Source organism: Sphingopyxis sp. MG (assembly GCF_002953155.1).
Taxonomy (GTDB): Bacteria; Pseudomonadota; Alphaproteobacteria; order Sphingomonadales; family Sphingomonadaceae; genus Sphingopyxis; species Sphingopyxis granuli.
On the sequence record NZ_CP026381.1, the window covers coordinates 4,093,888 to 4,115,087 of the forward strand.

Annotated in this window: 21 protein-coding genes and 1 pseudogene; 14 read left to right on the forward strand and 8 right to left on the reverse strand. The window is 62.6% G+C overall.

Annotated features, from left to right (window positions below):
• The first annotated feature begins 189 nt into the window (after positions 1-189).
• From C3E99_RS18845 to C3E99_RS18860, 4 genes are all read left to right on the forward strand, one after another.
• Positions 190-2,409, forward strand: a complete 2,220-nt coding sequence (locus C3E99_RS18845; protein ID WP_158682370.1) for a TonB-dependent receptor — start codon at positions 190-192, stop codon at positions 2,407-2,409.
• A gap of 104 nt (positions 2,410-2,513) precedes the next feature.
• Positions 2,514-3,524 carry a DUF4437 domain-containing protein gene (locus C3E99_RS18850; protein ID WP_158682371.1) on the forward strand — a complete coding sequence of 337 codons (1,011 nt, stop codon included), beginning with the start codon at positions 2,514-2,516 and terminating at the stop codon, positions 3,522-3,524.
• Positions 3,525-3,578: 54 nt separating this feature from the next.
• Positions 3,579-4,511, forward strand: a complete 933-nt coding sequence (locus C3E99_RS18855; protein ID WP_104960249.1) for a DUF4437 domain-containing protein — start codon at positions 3,579-3,581, stop codon at positions 4,509-4,511.
• A gap of 13 nt (positions 4,512-4,524) precedes the next feature.
• On the forward strand, positions 4,525-5,652 hold the full coding sequence (locus C3E99_RS18860) for a DUF4437 domain-containing protein (RefSeq protein WP_158682372.1): 1,128 nt from the start codon (positions 4,525-4,527) through the stop codon (positions 5,650-5,652).
• Between the two features lie 62 nt (positions 5,653-5,714).
• Here C3E99_RS18860 and leuD read toward each other — a convergent pair whose 3' ends face one another.
• Genes leuD through C3E99_RS18875 form a run of 3 tightly spaced genes read right to left on the reverse strand, consistent with a single transcriptional unit; the run spans position 5,715 to position 8,892 of the window.
• The gene (gene leuD / locus C3E99_RS18865; protein WP_104960251.1) at positions 5,715-6,305 is read right to left on the reverse strand and encodes a 3-isopropylmalate dehydratase small subunit; all 591 of its coding nucleotides are present in this window, start codon (positions 6,303-6,305) and stop codon (positions 5,715-5,717) included.
• A complete protein-coding gene (locus C3E99_RS18870) occupies positions 6,302-7,711 on the reverse strand; it encodes a 3-isopropylmalate dehydratase large subunit (RefSeq protein WP_104960252.1) in 1,410 nt (469 codons plus the stop codon). The genes leuD and C3E99_RS18870 overlap by 4 nt, the downstream gene beginning before the upstream one ends.
• The gene (locus C3E99_RS18875) at positions 7,708-8,892 is read right to left on the reverse strand and encodes a CaiB/BaiF CoA transferase family protein (protein ID WP_104960253.1); all 1,185 of its coding nucleotides are present in this window, start codon (positions 8,890-8,892) and stop codon (positions 7,708-7,710) included. Before C3E99_RS18875 ends, C3E99_RS18870 begins: the two co-directional genes overlap by 4 nt.
• A gap of 516 nt (positions 8,893-9,408) precedes the next feature.
• Between C3E99_RS18875 and C3E99_RS20195 the strand changes: the two are divergent.
• Positions 9,409-9,540 (forward strand): annotated as a pseudogene (locus C3E99_RS20195) (helix-turn-helix transcriptional regulator); the annotation flags it as partial.
• A gap of 376 nt (positions 9,541-9,916) precedes the next feature.
• On the opposite strand, the gene C3E99_RS20200 reads toward C3E99_RS20195, so the two are convergent.
• Positions 9,917-10,321 carry an Arm DNA-binding domain-containing protein gene (locus C3E99_RS20200; protein WP_234002541.1) on the reverse strand — a complete coding sequence of 135 codons (405 nt, stop codon included), beginning with the start codon at positions 10,319-10,321 and terminating at the stop codon, positions 9,917-9,919.
• A 257-nt stretch (positions 10,322-10,578) separates the two neighbouring features.
• On the opposite strand from C3E99_RS20200, the gene C3E99_RS18890 reads away from it, so the two are divergent.
• On the forward strand, positions 10,579-11,775 hold the full coding sequence (locus C3E99_RS18890; RefSeq protein WP_104960254.1) for a tyrosine-type recombinase/integrase: 1,197 nt from the start codon (positions 10,579-10,581) through the stop codon (positions 11,773-11,775).
• Here the strand turns inward: C3E99_RS18890 and C3E99_RS18895 are convergent.
• Both C3E99_RS18895 and C3E99_RS18900 read right to left on the reverse strand, forming a co-directional pair.
• The gene (locus C3E99_RS18895) at positions 11,750-11,944 is read right to left on the reverse strand and encodes a helix-turn-helix domain-containing protein (RefSeq protein ID WP_267894965.1); all 195 of its coding nucleotides are present in this window, start codon (positions 11,942-11,944) and stop codon (positions 11,750-11,752) included. The genes C3E99_RS18890 and C3E99_RS18895 overlap by 26 nt on opposite strands.
• A complete protein-coding gene (locus tag C3E99_RS18900; RefSeq protein WP_439512233.1) occupies positions 11,941-12,174 on the reverse strand; it encodes a helix-turn-helix transcriptional regulator in 234 nt (77 codons plus the stop codon). Before C3E99_RS18900 ends, C3E99_RS18895 begins: the two co-directional genes overlap by 4 nt.
• Before the next feature lie 401 nt (positions 12,175-12,575).
• Between C3E99_RS18900 and C3E99_RS18905 the strand changes: the two genes are divergently transcribed.
• Positions 12,576-13,016: a type II toxin-antitoxin system RelE/ParE family toxin gene (locus C3E99_RS18905; RefSeq protein WP_234002542.1), complete on the forward strand. Its 441-nt coding sequence runs from the start codon at positions 12,576-12,578 to the stop codon at positions 13,014-13,016.
• Positions 12,994-13,326 carry a helix-turn-helix domain-containing protein gene (locus tag C3E99_RS18910; RefSeq protein WP_104960255.1) on the forward strand — a complete coding sequence of 111 codons (333 nt, stop codon included), beginning with the start codon at positions 12,994-12,996 and terminating at the stop codon, positions 13,324-13,326. Before C3E99_RS18905 ends, C3E99_RS18910 begins: the two co-directional genes overlap by 23 nt.
• Here C3E99_RS18910 and C3E99_RS18915 read toward each other — a convergent pair.
• Both C3E99_RS18915 and C3E99_RS18920 read right to left on the reverse strand, forming a co-directional pair.
• Complete coding sequence (locus C3E99_RS18915) at positions 13,323-13,772, reverse strand: hypothetical protein (RefSeq protein WP_104960256.1); 450 nt, start codon at positions 13,770-13,772, stop codon at positions 13,323-13,325. The genes C3E99_RS18910 and C3E99_RS18915 overlap by 4 nt on opposite strands.
• A gap of 93 nt (positions 13,773-13,865) precedes the next feature.
• Positions 13,866-14,072: a hypothetical protein gene (locus C3E99_RS18920; protein ID WP_199775045.1), complete on the reverse strand. Its 207-nt coding sequence runs from the start codon at positions 14,070-14,072 to the stop codon at positions 13,866-13,868.
• A gap of 135 nt (positions 14,073-14,207) precedes the next feature.
• Here C3E99_RS18920 and C3E99_RS18925 point away from each other — a divergent pair, with 135 nt between their 5' ends.
• The 6 genes from C3E99_RS18925 to C3E99_RS18950 all read left to right on the forward strand — a co-directional run bounded on the left by C3E99_RS18925 (position 14,208) and on the right by C3E99_RS18950 (position 21,136).
• The gene (locus C3E99_RS18925; protein WP_104960257.1) at positions 14,208-14,813 is read left to right on the forward strand and encodes a hypothetical protein; all 606 of its coding nucleotides are present in this window, start codon (positions 14,208-14,210) and stop codon (positions 14,811-14,813) included.
• A gap of 10 nt (positions 14,814-14,823) precedes the next feature.
• A complete protein-coding gene (locus C3E99_RS18930) occupies positions 14,824-15,411 on the forward strand; it encodes a hypothetical protein (protein WP_104960258.1) in 588 nt (195 codons plus the stop codon).
• Between the two features lie 22 nt (positions 15,412-15,433).
• Positions 15,434-16,762, forward strand: coding sequence for an MFS transporter (locus C3E99_RS18935; RefSeq protein ID WP_104960259.1), 1,329 nt, complete (start codon positions 15,434-15,436; stop codon positions 16,760-16,762).
• Between the two features lie 196 nt (positions 16,763-16,958).
• The gene (locus C3E99_RS18940) at positions 16,959-19,043 is read left to right on the forward strand and encodes a TonB-dependent receptor (protein ID WP_267894978.1); all 2,085 of its coding nucleotides are present in this window, start codon (positions 16,959-16,961) and stop codon (positions 19,041-19,043) included.
• 48 nt (positions 19,044-19,091) lie between these two features.
• Positions 19,092-19,694 (forward strand): TetR/AcrR family transcriptional regulator, encoded by a 603-nt coding sequence (locus C3E99_RS18945; protein WP_104960261.1) that lies wholly within the window; start codon positions 19,092-19,094, stop codon positions 19,692-19,694.
• 74 nt (positions 19,695-19,768) lie between these two features.
• The gene (locus tag C3E99_RS18950) at positions 19,769-21,136 is read left to right on the forward strand and encodes an aminotransferase family protein (protein ID WP_104960262.1); all 1,368 of its coding nucleotides are present in this window, start codon (positions 19,769-19,771) and stop codon (positions 21,134-21,136) included.
• Positions 21,137-21,200: the final 64 nt, after the last annotated feature.

Sequence of the window (21,200 nt, forward strand, 5' to 3'; positions counted from 1 at the left end):
AATCATCATAAATCTATAACAAATCACTTGCCGATCCGGCCAACTCATGATTTGATATGAATGCATAACAAATGAGGTCACGCAGCTCCCGCGAGTCGCGGCCTGACCTCGAAGCATAAAAGACGCTCCGCGCGCAGAGTCGGGGAGCAATTGGCCGATTGGGCCACAGGGATAATGAGGGGGGTCATCATGACGCATCTGTCCAAGCCTACAGCACGCGCAATCCTGCTTGCTGCACTTCTGGGTTCCGTCGCGATGGCCGGGCCCGCCTGGGCTCAGGAGGCATCGGACAGTCAGGCGACCGAAGCCACGACCGCCGACGAATCGCGGAATGCCGGTAGCGGAGAGATCGTCGTCACCGCCGAGCGCTATGGCGGCACGGTGCGGACCACTCCCATCTCGGTGACGGCACTGGGCGAGGGCGCGCTGGAAGAGCGGCAGGTTCGCGACGTTCGCGATATCGCCAACCAGGTCCCCGGCATCACGCTGTCGCAGGCGACGGCGGGTTCGTCCCAGATGAAGATCGTCGTGCGCGGCGCCGGTACGGAGACGGGCGGTATCCGCGCGAACGGCACCGTCGGCGTCTATATCGACAACGTCATCCAGCCCCGGCCCAACGGCGCCTTTTTCGATTTCTTCGATGTCGAGCGGGTCGAGTTCCTGCGCGGTCCGCAAGGAACGCTCTATGGGCGCAACACCTCGGGCGGCGCGATCAAGCTGGTGACCAAGCGGCCTTCCTATGACTGGACCGGCGCGGGACAGCTGGGGATCGGCAACTATGAGGCGTTCGAAGCCAAGGGCTATCTCAGCGGGCCGATTATTGACGATGTGCTGTCGTTCGCGGTGAGCGGCATCTACCGCAAGCGTGACGGCTTCGTCTACGGCATCGAGCATGGCGAGCGGATCGGCGATCTCGACCGTTCCGCTCAGCGCATCAAGCTCCTGTTCGAGCCGACCCCCGACCTGACGTTCGAGCTTTCGGGCTATGCGATGCAGGACCGTTCGGACTCCAACATCCCCATTCCGCTGATCGCGCCGCTCGGCGTGACCGATCCTTATGCGGTTCCGGACCGCGACCTGTCGGTCAACGAAGTGTACGCCAACCTCTATCAGCGGATCTATCAGCGCGGCTTCAGCCTCAACGCGACCTATGCGATCACGGACAATCTCGAGATCGGCTCGATCACCGGCTATGGCCGGCTGAACCAGGAGAGCCTCGGCAATGACAGCTTTCTGTCGCCGGCGCGTATCGCCGCCAATGGCGGGCGACTGGTCGTCGCCAACCCCAACCGCGTGCAGTTCGACAGCGAATGGTGGACCCAGGAAGTCAACCTCATCTACACGAGCGACAGGTTGAAGGCTGTCGCCGGCGTCTATTATTTCACCGAAAAAGGCACCCAGCAGGGCGCAGCGGGAACCGCGCAGACCGACGATGCCTCCAACAAGGTGGAAGCGCCCGCAGTCTTCGCCCAGGCGACCTACACGATCGGCGGCGGGGTCAGCGTGCTGGGCGGCCTGCGCTACACCCGCGAGACGACGGACTATTATGCGCTGACGATCGGGTCGGCGGCCGGCTCGCAGGTGGGCCACTCCACCTTCTCCTCGCTTACGCCCAAGCTGGGCCTGAACTGGGAGGTCAACGAGAATCTGTTCACCTATATCTCATGGACGAAGGGTACGCGCAGCGGCGGCTTCAACTCGCGCGATCCGATCACCGCGCAGCTCGTGCCGACTCCGTTCGGTGCGGAGTTCGTCGACAGCTATGAGCTGGGCGCCAAGATGAACTTCCCGAGCATCGGGTTCAGGCTCAACGCGACAGGATATGTGGCGGATTACAGCGATCTGCAGTTGAGCACGATCATTCCCGGCGCCGCGTTCATCGTGACGCTCAACGCCGGCGCGGCGCGCGTCTGGGGTCTCGAACTGGAACCGAACTGGAAGGTGACCGACGATCTCGAACTCTATGGCAACATGGCGTTCAACGACGGAAAATATACCAAGAGCTTCTCCTGCGCGAACCAGTTCGGCGTCTGGGTCGATTGTACCGCCAACGAGATCAAGGGGCTGCCCAAGGCGAAGATCGGCCTTGGCTTCCGCTACTCGCCGACGCTGGCCGATGGCTGGGGCTCGCTGACGATCGGCGGCAACTGGGACCACACGTCCAAGGTGTACAATACTATTTCCAACCAGACCGACCTGGTTCAGACCGCACCGCTGGATCTGTTCAACGGCTCGATCGGATGGCGCAGCGACGATCGCACCTGGAGTTTTTCGATTGAGGGGCGCAACCTCGCCAATAAGCGCTATCTGGTGGCGGGGTTGCTGAGCGCCAATGCGACGCGGCCTGCGGTGACCGGCTATCCCGGAGAGCCGCGCCAGGTCTTGTTCCGCGTCGGGTTCTCCTTCTGATGCGGGCGGCGGGCCGAGCGGGAGCGACCCGCGGCGCGGGCGCGGCATCGCGTGGTGTCGCGCTGCGGACGATCCTGTCGGCCTGTTGTGCCGCTATGGCCTTGTTGCCCGCTGCGGCCCAGACGGAGGGGCCGCCTTCCACCGATCAGGCGCCGCCCTTCGCGGTGCCTGACGACGGCTATGCGGTCGAGGGCCGCCCGGGGCCGCCCGGCTCCGGGTTCGTCCTCCATTACGACACGACCAAGGTGGCGTGGCAGCCCTTTGTCGCACCGGGCATTCCCGAGGGGCTGCAGCGCCGTCCGTTGAGCGAGTCGCCCAGCATGGGCGCCGTGGCGCAGATCACCTATGTGCCCGCGGGCTGGAGCCAGCCGATCGGATATGACGAGGTCGACAACGAAATCCTGGTGCTCGACGGCGATCTGTCCATCGGCGACGAAAAGCTGGGCAAATATTCCTACAGCTACGTCCCCGCGGGCGTGGTGCGCGGGCCGGTGCGGTCACGGCAGGGCGCGGTGCTGCTGCAATGGTTCAAGGGGGCGCCCAAATTCGTCGCCGCGACCAGGAGCAAGAAGGGCGCCCGCGAAAATGCCCGTGTTCGCGACTGGAATCATTTCTCGGCCGCCTGGTATATCGACAAGCCCTTTCCGGATTATCGCACCGGCGGAAACTTTCCCGGCGCGCTCCACAAGCTGCTGCGTCAGGATCCCGATTCGGGCGAGATGACATGGATGACCTTCGGCGCGAGCATCCCGGCGGCGCCCAGCGGAAAGCCGGGAAATTTCGGCGGGGGCTACGAAGTGCATCCCAGCTTCGAGGAATATTATTTCCTCGAAAAGACTCACGACACTGTCATCGGCGAGTGCCTCGAACAGGGCGAAACACCGGTCACCTATGGCAACGGCACCTATTGGTGGCGCCCCGGCGGCGTCGCGCATGGCGGTTCGCATGGCACGTCGCCCGGCACGCCCGGCTACACGATATCGTTGGTGCGGACGGGGACGTCGCTCTGGGCCACCTATGTCACCGACTGCACCTATGAAACCGGGCTCGAATACACCCGAAAAGGCTGGAAAAAATACGATTACAATGTGCCGCGATACCGGCCGAAGCCGTAGCGCGGCGCCCATGACGCCTACCGTCTGACGACATCGAAACCAGGGGAGCTAACAATGCCGACAAGCAAAAGACTGCGAACGGGCCTGTCACTGTGCGGCGCGTTGCTGCTCGGGACCGGAGCACTGGCTCAGGACATCCGCATCCCCCAGTCGCGCGATCGATCGAGCGAATTTGTCGGCTTCGTGGCGCCGCGCAACCTGCACCTGCGCCCGCTGATTTTCGCGGGCCTGCCGCCGGTCGAATTCAAGCAGCTGAGCTTCGATGAAAAGACCGGCGCGCGGACGCTGCTCGTCACGTTGCCGGCCGGCTGGAAACAGCCCTCCGGCTATCATGGTGCCGATCTGGAGATGTTCGTGGTCGAAGGCGGGATCAGCATCGGCGACAAGCCGATGGGCCGCTATGCCTATGCCTATTACCCGGCCGGCACCGCGCACAGCTTCGGCACCAAGGAAGGCGCGACCGTCCTGTTCTTCTGGAACGGAGCGCCGGATTACATCGCGAGCGCGACGTCGCGCCCCGGGGCCAAGCCGGGTGCGATCGACGGGCTTGCCTATCACGACGTGCCCACCGCCACGCCGAACGTCCTGCCCAAGTTCCGCGACGAACCGATCATGAAGAATTCGCCGGTGCATGTGAAACTGCTCCGGTCCGATCCGGCTACCGGCGAGGTGACCTGGATCGCAACCTCGCCCGGCGGTTATCCGGTCATGAGCGGCGAAGGTGACCTGCCGCTTTGGGCGACCAGCAAGAGTTGGGAAGAGGGCTATATGCTCGCCGGCGACATGACGATCGCCGAATGCCTGCCCGAGGGGCAGGTGGCCGGGACCTATGCTCCGAACGGCTATTTCTTCCGCCCCGCCGGCATCGCGCATGGCGGCTTGAGCCAGTTTTCCGACAGCTATTCCGTGTGGCTCTACCGCAGGGGGCCCGGCTCATGGAAAACCTATGGCAATTCGTGCGCCGAGCCTTCGGCCCAGGCGAAGTGAGGGGGAGGATACCATGTCGCGCAAAACGCATCTGACCCTGGCTTTGTCGGCCGGTCTCGCCGCCGTGGCGGTCCCCGCGCTCGCCCAGTCCTATGGTCCGCCCACAGTCAGCCAGGCGCCGCCCTTTCCGGTGCCCGACAAGGGCTATGAGGTCGAAGGGCGTCCGGGGCTGATGCACAACATCCCCAACATCGAATTCGTGGATTGGAAACCCTTCGACGCGCCGGGCTTCTCCCCGGGCCTGTATCGCCGCCTGCTGAGCGAGTCGCCCAGCATGGATGCAGTGGCGCAGATTACCTACGTTCCCGCAGGCTGGAGCCTTCCCCCCGGCTATGACGAGGTCGATAACGAGATCGTCGTCCTCGATGGCGACCTGAGCATTGGCGACGAGAAGCTGACCAAATATTCCTACAGCTATATCCCGGCCGGTATGTTTCGCGGCCAGGTCAAGTCGCGTCAGGGCGCGGTGCTGCTGCAATGGTTCAAGGGACCGCCGAAGTTTGTCGCCGCGGCCAAGGGCAAGGCCGGCGCGCGCACCCACGCGCGTGTCCGCGACTGGAACCGTTACAAGGAGCCCTGGTATATCGACGAGCCGTTCCCGGCCTATCGCACCGGCGGCAACTTCCCCGGCTATCTGCACAATCTGATGCGCAAGGATCCGGACACCGGCGAAATGACCTGGATGACCTTCGTGTCCAGCATTCCCGCCCCGCCGAGTTCGAAGCCCGGCAATTTCGGCGGCGGCGCCGAGGTGCACCCCAGTTTCGAGGAATATTACATCCCCGAGGGCACCCGCGTCGCCACCAGTGACGAACGCGGTCCCACCCGCGCCGTCTATGGCGGGGAATGCGTCGAGCAGGGCATTTCCACCTACAAACGCGGGACGCGTGGCTATTTCTGGCGCGCCGCCGGCGTGGCGCACGGCACCGTCGCCCAGGCGCCTCCGGGCGAACGGGACGGTGACGGGAACCTCAAAAAGGGCAATGGCGAACCCAGTTGGGGCTGGACGCTGGTGCGTACCGGCACGCGGCTCTGGGCGACCTATGTCACCGATTGCAGCTACAAGACCGGCATCGAATATATCAACGGCGAGTGGCGCCAATATGATTATGACGTGCCGCGATACGAGCCGCACGACTAGGCTCGCAAGGGCCGTCATCGCCTGCCGCGAAACTTCGGGTCGCTTCGGCGGCCCGTCTTCTTTTAGAGATAGGCCCAGGGACGCCGGTTGCGGTCGGCTTCCCGAAAGCGCGCGATCTCGGCGGCGCGGGTTAGGGTCATGTCGATCGCGTCGAGTCCGCCGATCAGCATCGCCTTGGCCTCCGCGTCGATCGCGAAGGCGATGTCCCGCCCCGATGCGCTCGTCAGCGTCAGCCGCGGCAGGTCGATCGTGATCGGCCCGTCGGCGTCGATCAGCATCGCGTCGATCTCCACCGGGACGATGCCGTTGCGTACGCAATTGCCGCGAAAGATCGGATTGAATGACGCCGCGACGATCGCCCGAAAGCCATATTCGGCGAGCGCCCAGACGGCATGTTCGCGGCTCGACCCGCAGCCGACATTGGCCCCGGCGAGCAGAATCTGCGCCCCGGCATAGCGTGGATCGTTTAGTATGAACGACGGGTCGGGCTCGCGCGATCCGATCGCGGTGTAGCGCCATCCGGCGAACAGCCCGTCGGCGAGTCCGGTCTTTCCGATCGACTTCATCTCTCGCGAGGGGATGATCGCGTCGGTATCGATATTATCGCGGATCAGCGGCGCGGCGATCGCGGTGAGGATGGTGAACGGGGTCATGCGCCGATCCGGCGCGGATCGGCGATACGGCCTGCAACGGCCGAAGCAGCGACGGTTTCGGGCGAGGCGAGATGGGTGCGCGTGCCGGGGCCCTGGCGGCTCTCGAAATTGCGGTTGGTCGAACTGATCACGCGCTCCTGCACCCCAAAGCTCTCGCCGCCCGCGAAGAAACACATCGAACAGCCCGACTCGCGCCATTCGAACCCCGCGTTGCGGAAGACGCGGTCGAGCCCCTCCGCCTCGGCCGCGGCCTTGACCATGGTCGATCCTGGCACGCAGATCGCTCTGACGCCATCGGCGACACGGCGGCCCTTCAGGATCGCTGCGGCGCGGCGCAGGTCGGACAGGCGACTGTTGGTGCAGGATCCGATAAACGCCGCATCGATCGCCAGCCCCTCGATCGCCTGGCCAGCCTTCAGCCCCATATAGGCGAGTGCGCGGTCATAAGCCTCGCGTGTGTCGCGCCCCGCGATCGCGTCGTGATCCGGCACCGGCCGACCCAGCGGCACCGCCTGTTGCGGGCTGGTGCCCCAGCTCACCATCGGAGCGACATCGGCGGCATCGACCGTCAGCTCTGCGTCGAACATCGCGCCCGCATCGGTGACAAGCCCGCGCCAATTCTCGACGGCGCGATCCCATTCCGCGCCCTCCGGGGCATAGGCGCGGCCCCTCAGATAGTCGAACGTCACCTCGTCGGGGGCGATAAAGGCACTGAATGCCGAGAATTCGGTTGCCATGTTGCACAAGGTCAGCCGCGCCTCGATATCGAGCGCGCGGACGGCTTCACCGGCATATTCGACGACATGACCCTTCGCGCCGGAGGAGCCGAACCGGTCGAGCAGGTGCAACGCCAGGTCCTTGGCAGTGACTCCCGCGCCCAGCCGGCCGGTGACGGTGACCCGCATCGTCTTCGGCTTGCCGACGCGCAGCGTGTTGGTCGCCAGCGCATGCTCTGCTTCGGTCGAACCGATCCCCCAGGCGAGCGCGCCGAGCGCGCCCTGGCTGCAGGTGTGGCTGTCGGGACACACCAGGGTGAGCCCGGGCAGGACGATCGCCAGTTCGGGCGAGATGACATGGACGATCCCCTGGCGGGGGTCGTCCAGATCGAACAGCGTCAGCCCCGCGGCGTGGGCGGCGGCGCGGGTTGCCGCGATGAACCGGGTGCCCGTGGGCATCATGGTGGTATCGGTGCGCCCCGGCCGCGTATCGACGACATGATCCATCGTCGCGAAGACCTGCGTCGGTGCCGCCACGGTACGCCCCGCCTCGGCCAGGCTGTTCAGCGCGACGCCGCCGGTGCGTTCGTGCAGCAGAATGCGATCGATCAGCAGCAGCCCGGTCTCATCGCCGAGATCCGCCACCAGATGGTCAGCCCAGATCTTCTCGAAAGCGGTTCGCGGTGTCATCCGGCGACGGCGATGCGTGTCAGTTCGGCGATATCCTCTTCGCCAAATCCGATTTCGCGCAGAATGTCCGCGCCATTCTGATCGATCGCCGGGATGTCGTGGCGCAGTGCGGGGCGTTCGTCGTCGAACGCGATCGGCAGCGCGGGAAGGCGCGTCGCCTCGCCGCCCGGGATGGTGACGTCGACCAGCCCGTTGCTGGCGATCAGGTGCGGGTCGTCGAACAGATCTTCGGGCCGCACGATCGCGGCGAAAGGCAGGCCGATCGTTTCGAGCTTCGCGACCAGATCCGCCCGGGACATCGATTCGAACAGCGTGCGCACCCGGGGCAGCAGCGTGTCGCGCGCCATCACCCGCTGATTGTTCGTCGCATAGGCTGGCTCGGCAGCGAGTGCGTCGAATCCGAACGCGCGGCAAAAGGCCTGCCACTGGCTGTCGCTGACCACGCCGACGAAGAGCTGTTCGTCGGCATTGGCGGTTTCGAACACGTCGTAGATCGCCCAGGCCGAAATCCGCACCGGCATCGGCGCGGCCGCCCTACCGGTGACCGCCTTTTGCGCCATATGCTGGCCGACGAGGAACGCGGTGGTTTCGTAGAGCGAGCATTTAACCTCGCCCCCCTGGCCGGTGCGGTGGCGGCGCTCGAGCGCGGCGAGGACGCCGATCACCCCGAACATACCGCCGGTGATGTCGATTACCGACGATCCGGCGCGCAGCGGCCGGCCCGGTGGCCCCGTCATATAGGCGAGACCGCCCATCATCTGGGTGACCTCGTCCAGTGCGGTCCGATTCTCATAGGGACCGGGGAGAAAGCCCTTGGCCGAGCAATAGATCAGCCGTTCGTTGATCGCGCGCAGCGCTTCATAGCCCAGGCCGAGCCGGTCGAGCGTACCGGGGCGAAAATTCTCAATCACGATATCAGCCTTCTCCGCCAGACGGCGCGCGGCATCGACCCCCTTGGCGCTTTTCAGATCAAGACAGATGCTCCGCTTGTTGCGGTTGAACATCGGGAAATAGCCCGCGCCCGACCCCATCAGGCGTCGCGTCTGATCGCCGCCGATCGGCTCGACCTTGATCACGTTCGCACCCAGATCGGCGAGGATCACACCGACGGCTGGACCCATGACCATGTGTGAAAATTCAACGATCCTGATGCCGGCAAGCGGCAGCTCCTGTTCGTCCATATATCTTCGAATCCCGCCTCGTCCTCAAATGCAAACTCGCAATTTGATATAGATATATAACAAAAATGCCAAGAGGTTTTGCGCGGGTTGAACACGCATCTGAGCGCCATTGCGCCGTTGAAAACTGTAGATCCGAGATTCACCGGCATTCGGCGATCGGCTCTCCGCAAACGAAGGGCAACTGCTGAGCCCATCGACGGATCGACTGAATGACCGATTAGGAGGCGCCAAGCGTTTTGGGGGTTGCCATAGCGATAACGTCGAGCCTGACGCCCACGAGGGCAAGTCAGTGCGCTGGAATCCGTGTGCCTCCGTTTGCGCGGCTAAGACGAACTGGGAAAATATTTTTCACCATGCCGGTGCACGGCAAGCAACGCCGCGGGACGATAGCGGACGCCAGACCTCGATTCCAAAAGCGACACCATGGCGCCATACCCTTGCTCGACGCGGCAGCATGGTCATTCTGACCCTAGGGGAGAACACAGCTGTCAGCAATGGAGTGTGTTCTTCCCATGCCTGCCCCCGGGGAGAATCATCCGCCTCAAGACCGTCCTCGCCCGCACCGGACTGTCCCGCTCGACGCTCTACCGCAAGATCGCCGAGGGGACGTTTCCGGCGCAGTTGAAGATCAGCATCCATGGTACTGGCTGACACGAATCAGCCGTCGATCGCTGGATCGCCAATCCCACCAGCTACTGCGAAGATCATGCCGAGTGAGAGGCGGCCGGGCTAATGTCTGGCCTTCGCCTTTCGGAACATGCCCTTGATGACCTTCGCGCCATCGCGGAGAAGATCGAGATGGTCCGACCAATGCTGCATCATGCGAACGCGCTCGTCCCAATACTCGCCCCACGTGTAGGCACGGCGACCCTTGCTCTCCATCTTGTGGAGCATTACTAGAAGCTTCTGCGCGGTGATGGAGGCGACCGGGCGGTTGCCGATCGATTCGTTTGATGAAGTCCAGGAGCTAGCGCAGCTTCTTCATGGTGACGGCGGAACGGCCCTCAAGCTCGACCTTGATCAGCTATTCGTCGGCAACCGCATTGAAGCTGTTGGATGCGGCGACCGCTGCCGCGATGCGTTCAAGCTTGATCTGCTCGGCGGGATCGGAGCCGCGTGCCAGAAGCTTCCGGGCTGCATTCCGTTGCTCGCGGGCCTCGGCGAGGCTGATATCGGGATAGACGCCGAACGCCAGCGTCTTCTGCTTGCCGAGATAGCGATAGTTCATGCGCCAATAGCGTCCGCCATTGGGAGTGGCGTAGAGAAATAATCCGTCACCATCGGTGAGTTTATGGGCTTTGCGCGGCCCTTGGCGTTTTGATCGAAACAGCGGTAAGCGCCATGATGGCATCTCCGACATGGGGAGGACCGCGCTACCATCAGATATACCATCACCATGGTGGTATTCGGTGGAATGAAGCCACTCCATATGGGAATACCTATACCACGAAAAACCCTCAGAAATCAGCCGCTTGTGGTATTGTCTGGAATCCTCCGCGAGAGGATTTTGGTGACCCCTACGAGTGTAGAACTTTTGTGTCAAGCAAGCTCAAGGCGTCCCTAACTACACTGTAAAATCAGAGATTTATATTGTAATGTGCTCGCGGTCGGTCGCCCTGATTTGCCTGAATTTCCACCGAAATGTGGGAACGATTGTGGGATCATTTCAGGCAGGGAATAGAACCGATGGCCCTCACGGCATTGAAGGTGAAGAACGCGAAGCCCGGTCGGCATGTCGATGGCCGAGGACTTTGCCTGCTGGTGAAGCCAAGCGGCGCGCGGACATGGGTGCTGCGGATGCAGCGGCATGGCAAGCGGCGCGACTATGGCTTGGGATCGGTGCTGGACGTGTCGCTGGCAGAGGCGCGCGATGCCGCATCGGCGCTACGCCGTCAGGTGCGCGAAGGCGTCGATCCGGTTGCGGAACGGCGCAAGTCGCGCAAGGTCGTGCCGAGCTTCGAGACGGCGTCGCGCGACTGCTATGAGGCGTTGAAAGAGGGCTGGAAGAACCGCCGTCATGCCAACTGGATTTCCAGCCTTGAGAACCATGTCTTTCCGATGGTCGGAACGCGGCCAGTGGATCAGGTGGACAGCGCCGCCGTGGTCGAGATTCTATCGCCCATCTGGCTTGAGATACCCGACACGGCGCGGCGCATATTGCAGCGCATCGGCGCGGTGCTGGACTTCGCCCACATCAAGGGATGGCTTCCCGGCGAGGTATCGTTGCGCTCAGTCCGCAAGGGGCTTCCCCGTCAGATGGACAAGGGCGGGCATCTGGAAGCCATGCCCTATGCCGACGTTCCGGCCTTCATGCAGAAGCTGGCGGCGGCGTCACCCACGACCGGGCGCGATGCTCTGCGCTTCACGATCTACAACGCCGTCCGCTCGAATGAAACGCGCTTTGCCGTATGGTCCGAGTTCGACTTGGACAAGGCGATATGGACTATTCCGGGCGAGCGTATGAAGGCCGGGGAAACCCATGTCGTGCCGCTGTCCGCGCCCGCCGTCGCGCTGCTCCGCAAGCGGTGGAACGAGCGCACCAGCGACACCGGCCTTGTATTCTCCAACGACGGCGAAAAGCCGATCAGCGACATGACCATGACCAAGCTGCTCCGCGATGACGGTATCAAGGGCGTGACCGTCCATGGTTTCCGTTCGGCCTTCACCGACTGGTCATCGGAGCGCACCCGCTTCCCCAAGGAGGTTGCGGACAAGGCGTTGGCGCATAAGCTGCCCAACAAGGTCGAGGCCGCTTATCGCCGCACGGACTTTTTCGAGAAGCGCCGGAACCTGATGGCGCGTTGGGCCGAGTATCTGGACCGCAAGGGGAAGGACGCCGCCGCCACGGCGTCTGAGCCTATCCCGCTCCGCGCTGCCGCCTGATGAGGTCATGCAGGCTTGCCGTGGTGATGCGGGTGGCCTTGCCGAGCTTCACCGTCTCGACTTCTCCGGCCGCGATCAACTCGTAGAGCTTAGTCCGCCCGACGCCGATCATGCGTGCAGCGTCATTGACGCGGACGCAGATCGGATCGGGAGAAGGCGCGGTCTTCACCGCGTAGCCCTTTCGCTATCGCTGGCGCGATAGCCGCCCGGATCGGCAATCCAGCGATCGACGGCGGACTCATGCCAGCCAGCGCCGTTGATGCTGATCGGCAGTTGCCGGGGGAACGTCCCGTCTGCGATCTTGCGATAGAGGGTGGAACGGGAAAGTCCGGTGCGCAGCAGCACCGTCTTGAGGCGGATGATTTTTTCGCGTTGGGACACGGGGCGCTTCTTCTCCATGCTATGGTTGTCGATGGTGCCCCTTGGGTTGAAAGTTGGCGCTTCTGCGACATGGCGCAAGAGTGCCGAAAATGGTGTCGTAGGGCTCTGTCGTCCGCTGGCGTCCCCTGTCGTCTCCTGTCGTGCGACAGCGTTGCGAACATTTTTTCCCATTTCGTCCCAGCCCGCGCGCTTTGAGGTCTTCCGTCTGCATCCGGCTCGTTATGACAGGCGCTTGCCTGCGAATCGGAGCAACTGTTGAAGCGATCGATTCTTGCGTCATCGCGGGTGTTCCATCGGCCGGTCCGCTCGCCACGATGCAGGCTGTATCGCCTCGCCCCGCCGCACAAGAGGTGAGGCGCTAAAGTGCCGATCGCAGCGGGTTTCGGCGCTTCGGCGCGTTTGAACGCCGATGTCCAACATTGAAATATAACGCTAAGTGTTATATATGCAGTCGAGCAGGAGAACCGGCCATAACGCGCATTTTCAAGAATGGCTGGTTCGAGCGCTTTGCGCGGAAGGAGCGAATAGATGATTCGGCCCTTCGTGACGCCGTGCAGCGGGGCGAAAGCGGGCTGATTGACGCCGACCTTGGCGGCGGCGTCATCAAGCAGCGCGTGGCGCGTGCCGGTCAGGGCAAATCGGGCGGCTATCGCACGTTGATCCTGTTCCGGCACGGCGACCGCGCGATATTCGCTTTCGGGTTCGCCAAGAGCGCACAGGCGAACATATCGAAAGCCGACCTGGCGCTGTTGCGTGACGCGGCAACCGAAGCGCTGGGATGGAGCGGCGAGGAACTGGATCGGCTGGTGGCGTCGGGAACGCTGGTGGAGATTGAAGATGGCAACGACGACGAAGGATAAGGGGTATCGCAGCGAGATCGCGGGGGCGATCCACGAGATGATGAGCGACGCGCACGACGCGGGCATTGTGTCGCGCGCGACGCTCCGCACGTTTGACGATGCGTGCCTTGCTCCGGCCCCGGTGCTGGCAGGCGATGAAATCCGTGCAATTCGCGAGCGCGAGCATGTCTCGCAGCCGGTGTTCGCCGCCTATCTCAACGTGTCGCGCAATCTGGTTTCGGATTGGGAGCGTGGCGTGAAGCGTCCCGGCGGACCCGCCTTGCGTCTGCTCTCTATTATTCAGCGGAAGGGATTGCAGGCAGTGGCTTAGACTTGCCGCCTCGTCTGGCTCTCTTCTACGCCACGGCGCGCGACAAACCAAAACACCAGTAATATCAACCCAGCTGCGACTCCATTGAGGGCGCGAGGAAGGAGGCCTTGCCCTGCGAGAGGAGGAATCGCAAAGCCGACGAGCGCGCCTGTCGCAAAGTACGACCACCATCGCTCCATACTATATTTTTGGAGAAGCCAGAAAATTGGCAACCCAGCTCCAAGCATTCCGAGATAGAAAATGGGTGATGCGACAATCGCATAAAAGAGCGCGATGGCTGCGATAGCCAGCATGTCGCCAATGTTTATGTCGAACGAAGGTTCTATGCCGATCCCGGCGACGCCGGTCAGTTTCTTAAACCACATAAGCAAAACGATAGCGAAGTACCCGCCTAGCAACGGTGCAGCGAGCAATCCGTATATGAATCTGTTGCGCTTTCTGTTCATCGCTATTGGCGTAGCGGAAAAGGCTTAACGTCAGTTATCGGCCGCCTGCCGACCCTCCAAAATCCTCCAACCAGCTATGATTACCCTCGAATTTTAGGTCGTGGGAAATCCTGCGCCATTTTCTGTGCGCTCCGCTTCCAGTCGATTCACCTCGCGCTCGAGAACCTCGCGGATGAAGGCTGCTCTTCGTTGCCGACCGACCAGCTTGTCAATCCGTTCGCCCAGACCTTCCGGCAAACGGATGTTGGTCGATTTCACGTTGAGCGGCGGCCTTCCCATAGTCGCGTCGTAACCGCGCATCCTGCCCGTTCAATCGGAAGCTGAGTAAGCGGCACCGCTTATTGAACATTTTCCGCCTTTAGTGATATAAGCGGTGCCGCTTACCGTCCGGAACGTTCGATAACGCCCCGCACAGCAAAAGGGAAAGGCAGGCAGATGACTTCTCGCGATTACTTCTTGAGTGATTCGGCGGGGGCCACGTCGCGCCGTTCCCTGCTGCAAGGGTTGGCGGCAGCGCCGGTTATGGCTCCGGTGATCTCCTCGCCCTGGGCGGAGCCGCTGGCGTCGCTTCACGCTGACTGTGGCGACGACCCGGCCGCGATCATGCGAACGAAGGAAGGGCGGGCCTTGAGCCGCCGTCGCTATCATGTCGCGGAGGGCTTCTTTCCCGCCGCGCAAGAGCGGGCGGATTGGCGCGGCTATTTGTATCGAGCCGGGATAACCGCCCAACTCGCTTTGTCCTCTCATTTGCTGGACATGGGTTTTGCCGATGACTGGTGCGCCCGCCATATCGGCCTGCGTGTCGCCAAGTCGCTCGCCTACGCGAATGCGACGGGGTTGGGGCACGACTGCCCCGACATGGCGCGGTTGGCGGTTGTCCTCACGCCCTATTGGCGATGGAACCAAGTACGGCTCTTTGGTGAACCGGAACCCGATGACGATGGACTGACAGCCCCGCAGGTTCATGCGCTGCTCCGCGCCCTGCTGGACCGTGTGCGGGACGTAACCGGCCATCCGCGCCCCCGAGGGCGGCGCAGTTGATGCCATAGCCATGACGGACGACCGGCGCGGCAGAATGAAGGTGGCCGGTCCCCTGCTGTTGTCGGCGCTGGCACACGTTGCGCTGTTGGTGCCGCTCTCGATTCCCGGTTGCTCGATTTCGCAGCCGCCGGAGGAGCAAACGGAACCGCCGAAAGAGATCGAGGTTTTGACGGTCGATTTATTGGACGAGCTTCCGCCTCTGCCGAACAAGCCGCCGCGCCTCGCAGGCGAGATATGCGATCCCAATGCTCTCGCCGAATATCATTATTTCGACATAAAGCCCGGCCCAACAATAGATCGGATACGTCAGGCCGCAGGCCCCCACTTTCGCGAGATAATCATGACAACGGATTCCGTGATGGGACGGCGATCACGCGCGTTGCGCGGCTGGTTCAGGCCATTTGATGCCGTGCGCCTGCTGGCAGGGGATGCGGGCCTATGCGCCATCGATTTGAGGGAGGGCGTTGGCATCAATTACTGTCACGGGTCGCACGTCCTTTTCCGCAGGTCGAACGAGGCGTGGATGCGGCAGGAATGGGAGCCGACAGATTGCACGACACCAAAGCCCGCGCCGTTGCAGAAGCCAGCCACAACCTAGCTATTGCGGAACGGGCGGTCAGATGCGTGCCGACATTCTGTCCGCTTCAGTTGGTGCATATGATCTCTATTGCATCATAACAGTTATTATGTATGTAAGGGCGACGATCGGGCTCGAACCCGATTCGCGCGAGGGAGGCAGCATGACCGATAGCGGACCGGCTTTCGTAGGTGACGACGCTCCGCCGTCGGCTACTCCCAGTACCGCCAGTCTGGTCGTCGCGCTTGTCGGGCTGATGCTGGCCTATATGCTCGGGCTCAACGTCACGCCCGTTCTCAACGGGGTCTGGACCGACCGGCTCGATCTGGCGCCCAGCGAGGCGGGTCTGGTTATCAGCGCGCATTTTGTGGCGATGGCGATTGCCACCATCCTGGCGGGGCGGTTCGTCGGCCGTTTGCGGATGCGCCGGAGCGCGATCATCGCGGCGCTCTGGACGATGGCCTGCTACGTCGCTTCCGGTTTTGCGAAGCAAAGCGAAATGCTGATGCTCTGTTTTGGGCTGAGCGGCGTGGGGATCGGGTTCCAGATGGGCGCGATGGCAGCGCTATTGTCGCATCGCGCGGATTCCGACCGGGTTTATGCCATCGCGGTGGTGATCGGGTCCTCGCTGGTCGCGGCACTTACCATCGCTTTCGCTTCGGCGGTGCCGCATCTTACCATTCCTCAATTTTTTGCGGCGCTGGCTCTGATTCCGCTGGTCCAACTGGCGCTGGCCTTTTTGCTTCCGTTCCGGCTGCAATCCGTGCGGCCCTCGGCTTCGCCACCCAAGCGCCCCCGCGGCGCGGTCCCGCCGGTCGTGGTCGCGATGATATTCATGCAGATTGGCGGTATGGCGGTATGGGCTTTCACCGAGCGGGTAGGCCACCGCCTCGGCCTGCCGACGGCGACGATCGGGACGATCCTTGCCGCGACTGCCGTGAGCGCGATCATCGGCGCCGCTTGTGCGGCCCGCGCGGCGCGGCTGCAACGGCGCACCGCACTGGCGCTGGTGGGCCTGACCGGCTTTGGTTTGTCGAATCTGTCGATCATTCTTGCCCCGTCGCCCACCGTTTATGCTGCGGCGCTGTTGATGCAGGCCTTTGCCCTGACCTTCACTCTGCCGTTCCTTACTGCTGTTGCGCTCGAAGAGCAGGATGGCGGTCGAACCGCAGCCTATGCGCACGGATGGTCGATGCTGCTCGGCGCTGCGAGTCCTTATGCGGCCGGGTGGCTGATCGAGGAACACGGCTTTGCTGCGATAGCTTTTTACAGCGGGACCGCACTGCTGCTTTCCATCCTGCCACTGCTGATCCGGCATCACCCCGGATCGCCGATGCACGATTCTCAGCCTCAATACGCCAATAATACATAACAACAGTCATGATTAGATTATGCAAACATATATCCAGTGGAGGGACGTCATGAAGAATTCCAAATCAGCTATGCTCGCAACCGCTTGCCTCTTCGGACTTGCGGCCTTGCCCGCCGCGGCCCAAGCACAGGAGGAGGGGGCCTCCGACGCCGGGACCGGCGATATCATCGTCACCGCGTCGCGACGTGAGGAACGGATGCAGGATGTGGGCATCGCAGTCTCGGCCTTGTCGGGAGATCAGTTGCAGACGATGGGAGTTGCGTCGGGGAAGGATTTGGCGCGCGCGGTCCCGGGGGTGAATTTCACCGCGCCCACCGGCGGCAGCGGCACGATCGTTTTCAACCTGCGCGGCGTCGGGCTCAACGATTTCGGCGTCGGAAACGAGGGGCCGGTGGCGATCTATGTCGACGATGTCTATAACGCCTCGCTGAATTCGGCGGCGGCGCCGATATTCGATATCGAACGCGTCGAGGTGCTGCGCGGGCCGCAGGGAACATTGTTCGGCCGTAACGCGACCGGTGGACTGGTTCATTTCATCAGCAATCGGCCGAAGCATGAATGGGGCGGCAGCATCGATCTGCGCGCGGGCGACACCAGCTTCTATGGTGAAGGCGCGCTCAACATTCCAATCGCCGATCGCCTGTCCGCCCGGATCGCGGTCGTCACCGAGCAGGCCGAATCCTTTATCGACAACCACGACGGACCCGACGGATCGGGAATCAACAAGCTCGCCGGACGGTTCCGTCTCGCCTATGAAGGCGATACGGTTCGTGCCGACCTGATCTTGCGGGCGGGTCGGGGCAAATCCCGCCCGCAATATACGTTCGAGGCGACCGGAACCGGCGCCCACGGCCAGGGTGTTCCGATCGATACGCCCGCACACCAGATTTTCGGAGTGCCGAACACGCCGAGCCTCGCGACACTCGACGACGACGACCCCCACAGCGGCGCAGTGAATACGCCGGGACGCGACCGCCGCGAAAATGTCGGGGGGACGCTTCGTCTGGAGGCGGCGCTGGCCGATGGCATCGACCTGGTGTCGATCACCGACGTCACCCGCAACGAAACCGAATTCCTCGAAGACACTGACGTTACGCCACTCCAACTGGTCGAGATCGCGTCGGACAGCCGGACCCGCCAATTCTCGCAGGAACTTCGCCTGGCGGGAACGGGCGACAGTGTGAACTGGGTGCTTGGCGGCTACTATTTCCATAACCGCGTGCGCAATGACCGCGACTTCAACCTCTATCTCCTCGATACGGCACTCCGCTCGGACTTCTCCCTCAAAGCCGAGTCTGTCGCATTCTTTGGTGAAGCGGCGGTCAAGGTGGCGCCCACGCTGACGCTGGTGGGCGGGTTGCGCTGGACCCGCGAAGTCCGGCACGTCGATTTCGCGCAGGACCTGTTCGCCGACATTGACGGTTCGGGGCTTTATTCGCCGACCAACTATGTCGCACGGGTGTTTGAGTTCAATCGCACCGTCAACGGCGACGCGGCGCGGCAGGCTACTAGCCGGATCAGCGGGCGGGCGCGGGTTGAATGGCGCCCCGGCGATGGGGTGCTTGCCTACGCCGCCTATAACCGCGGCTTCAAATCGGGCGGGTTCAACAATCTGCTCGACGCCAGCAATGTTACGCCGGTCCAGATGCCTTACAAGCCGGAAACGCTCGACAGCTATGACATCGGCATCAAGACCGAAACGGCGGACCGGCGGCTGCGGTTCAATGTCAATGCTTTCTACTATGACTACCAGGATTTTCAGGCGTTCCGGTCGCAAGGTCTCAGCAGTTTCCTGTCGAACGTCCAAGCGGAAATCTACGGCGTCGACGTCGATTTCAACCTGCGCCCGGTGCGCGGCTTGACCCTCAGCGGCGGGTTTGAACTGCTGCACGCCAAGGCCTTCGACATTGACCTGCCCGACGGCAGCCAGGCCGACCGGCGTCTGGCCAATGCGCCCCGCTTTTCCCTGGTTGCCGGGATGCACTACGAAGCGCCGCTCGGCAGCGGTGCGGTCAGCCTGGACTTCAACGGCCGCCATGCGTCGTCGCAATATTTTAATATCGCCAATTCGCCCGTCACGCGCGAACGCGCCAATTTCCTGGTCGATGCGCGCATCGCCTATCGGGTGGGCAATGATGGCCCAGAATTTTATGTCTCGGCGGTCAACCTGTTCGACCGTCGTTACCGGCTTTATGCGGTTGACGTGAACTCGCTGGGCTTTACCCAGTCGATGTACGCAGAGCCGCGACGGGTCGCCGTGGGGGTGAAAGCGCAATTCTAGGAGCCGAAGGGCCGCGCCGGGCGCGGCCCGTTACCAGAGGAGAGGATAGTGAGGGCGGCGTCACGCACGGTTGCAGACGGTCAGGACAGGCGCGCGGAGGTGGTCGCGGCGACGCGACGGGTCATCGCGCGCGACGGTCTCGACAAGGCGTCGATGCGCGCCATCGCCCAGGAACTCGGCTGTACGACGGGAGTGCTCACGCATTATTTCCGCGACAAGGAGGCGATGCTCGATGTCGTGCTCGCCGAAATCGTCGCGGGCGTCGACAACCGGCGCCAGCGGCTGCTGTCCGGCGATTACGGCCTCGCCGACGTCATCGACTATCTGTGCGACACCCTGCCCAATTCGGACGATCAGATCGAATGGTGGAAGGCCTGGCTGGCCTTTACCTCGGCGTCGTTCGGGGCCGGGCGCCGGGGATCCACGCATACCCGTTTCTATGACCAGCTCCGCCGCAATTGGGAAAGCAGTTTCCGCGAGCTTGCAGCGCGGGGTGAGATACGTTCCGACATCGACCCGGCGCTGGAAGGCGACAGTCTGCTTGCGCTGCTCGACGGCATGGGGGTTCAGATACTGATCTCTCCCGACAAGCTGCCGCCCAATCGTCAGCGGGCGCTCCTGACCCGCCATTTTTCCAGCATAACTTCCTGAAAAGCAGCGTTTCAAAAGTCGAGCGGCTCACAGTGCGCCGCATAAATAACAACAGTCATCATGAAGGACACGATATGAGCACCACGACCGGAAATGGAACCAACTGGGACAATGTGTTTTCCTATCATCCCATGCCGGTCGATCTGGCCAGCGCGGACGGGGTTTTTCTCTTCGACACGCAGGGCGAACGCTATTTCGACGCTTCGGGCGGACCGTTCGCGGTCAGCATGGGGCATGGCCATCCGCGGCTGACCAAGGCCATCGCCGAGCAGCTTTCCTCTTACGCCTATGTCCATCCTATGCTCGGCAATCTTCGGCGCGCCGACCTTTGCGACCGCATCGCCGAGGTCGCTCCGAAGGGGATGCGGGCCAGCTATCTGGTTTCGGGCGGGTCGGAAGCGGTCGAGACGGCGATCAAGATCGCGCGGCAATACCATGTCGCGCGTGGGAACGGCGGCAAGCACAAGATCATCAGCAATTATGAATCCTATCACGGCATGACGCTGGCGACGATGAGCTTGTCAGGCAATCCAGGCACGACGCGTCACTATGATCCTATGATGCTGCAGTGGCCCAAGATCGAGCAATATAGCGACTATCGGAAACCCGAGGGCCTGTCGCGTGACGAATGGGGCGTGCTCGTGGCGAGAGAGCTGGAAAAGAGCATCCTTTATCACAGCGCCGACACAGTCGCCGCCTATATCGCTACGCCGCACGGTTGCGGCTCTGACTATGGCGTCGTGCCGCCCGACGCCTATTGGCGCGAAATCCGTCGCATCTGCGATGAGAACGATGTGCTGTTCATCGCCGACGAGGTCGTCACGGGCTTCGGGCGCACGGGCAAATGGTTCGGGATGGACCATTATTCCGTCGATCCCGACATGATCGCCTTCGCCAAAGGGGTCTCGTCCAGCTATGTGCCGCTCGGCGGCGTCATCGTCAGCGACGCGGTCAATGACGTGTTCAACAAGGGGGTGGGGTTCGTTCACGGCTTCACCAACGGCGGCAATGCGCTTGCCTGCGCCGTCGGCTGTGCGGTGATCGAGGCGATCCGCGAGGACGGTCTGCTTGAGGCGGTGCGCGAGCGCGAGGCGCAGCTTTTCTCCTATCGCGACCGACTGCTCGCGCATCCGAACGTTGCCGACGTGCGCGGGTGGGGCCTGTTCATGGTGCTCGAACTGGTCAAGCCCGATCCTGATGGGAAGCGCAATTTCTTCGCCCCGCAGGATCAGGCGGAGCTCAAGTTCCAAACGGCGATGCTGCGCAATGGGGTTGCGATGTACTCCACGCTTTACGGCCCGAACCGGCGCCCGGTGATGCAACGCGGCTTGCCCATGTGGATTGCGCCTGCGTTTATCATTTGTGAGGCTGAGATGGCCGAAATGATGGATCGGATCGATCGTGCGCTGCACCAGTGGGAGCAGGGGATGACGATGCCATGACGTTCTTGAATGTCAGATACCAAAACTGAGGATCAGCGTGCAATAGGCACCCCCTTCGTGGGGT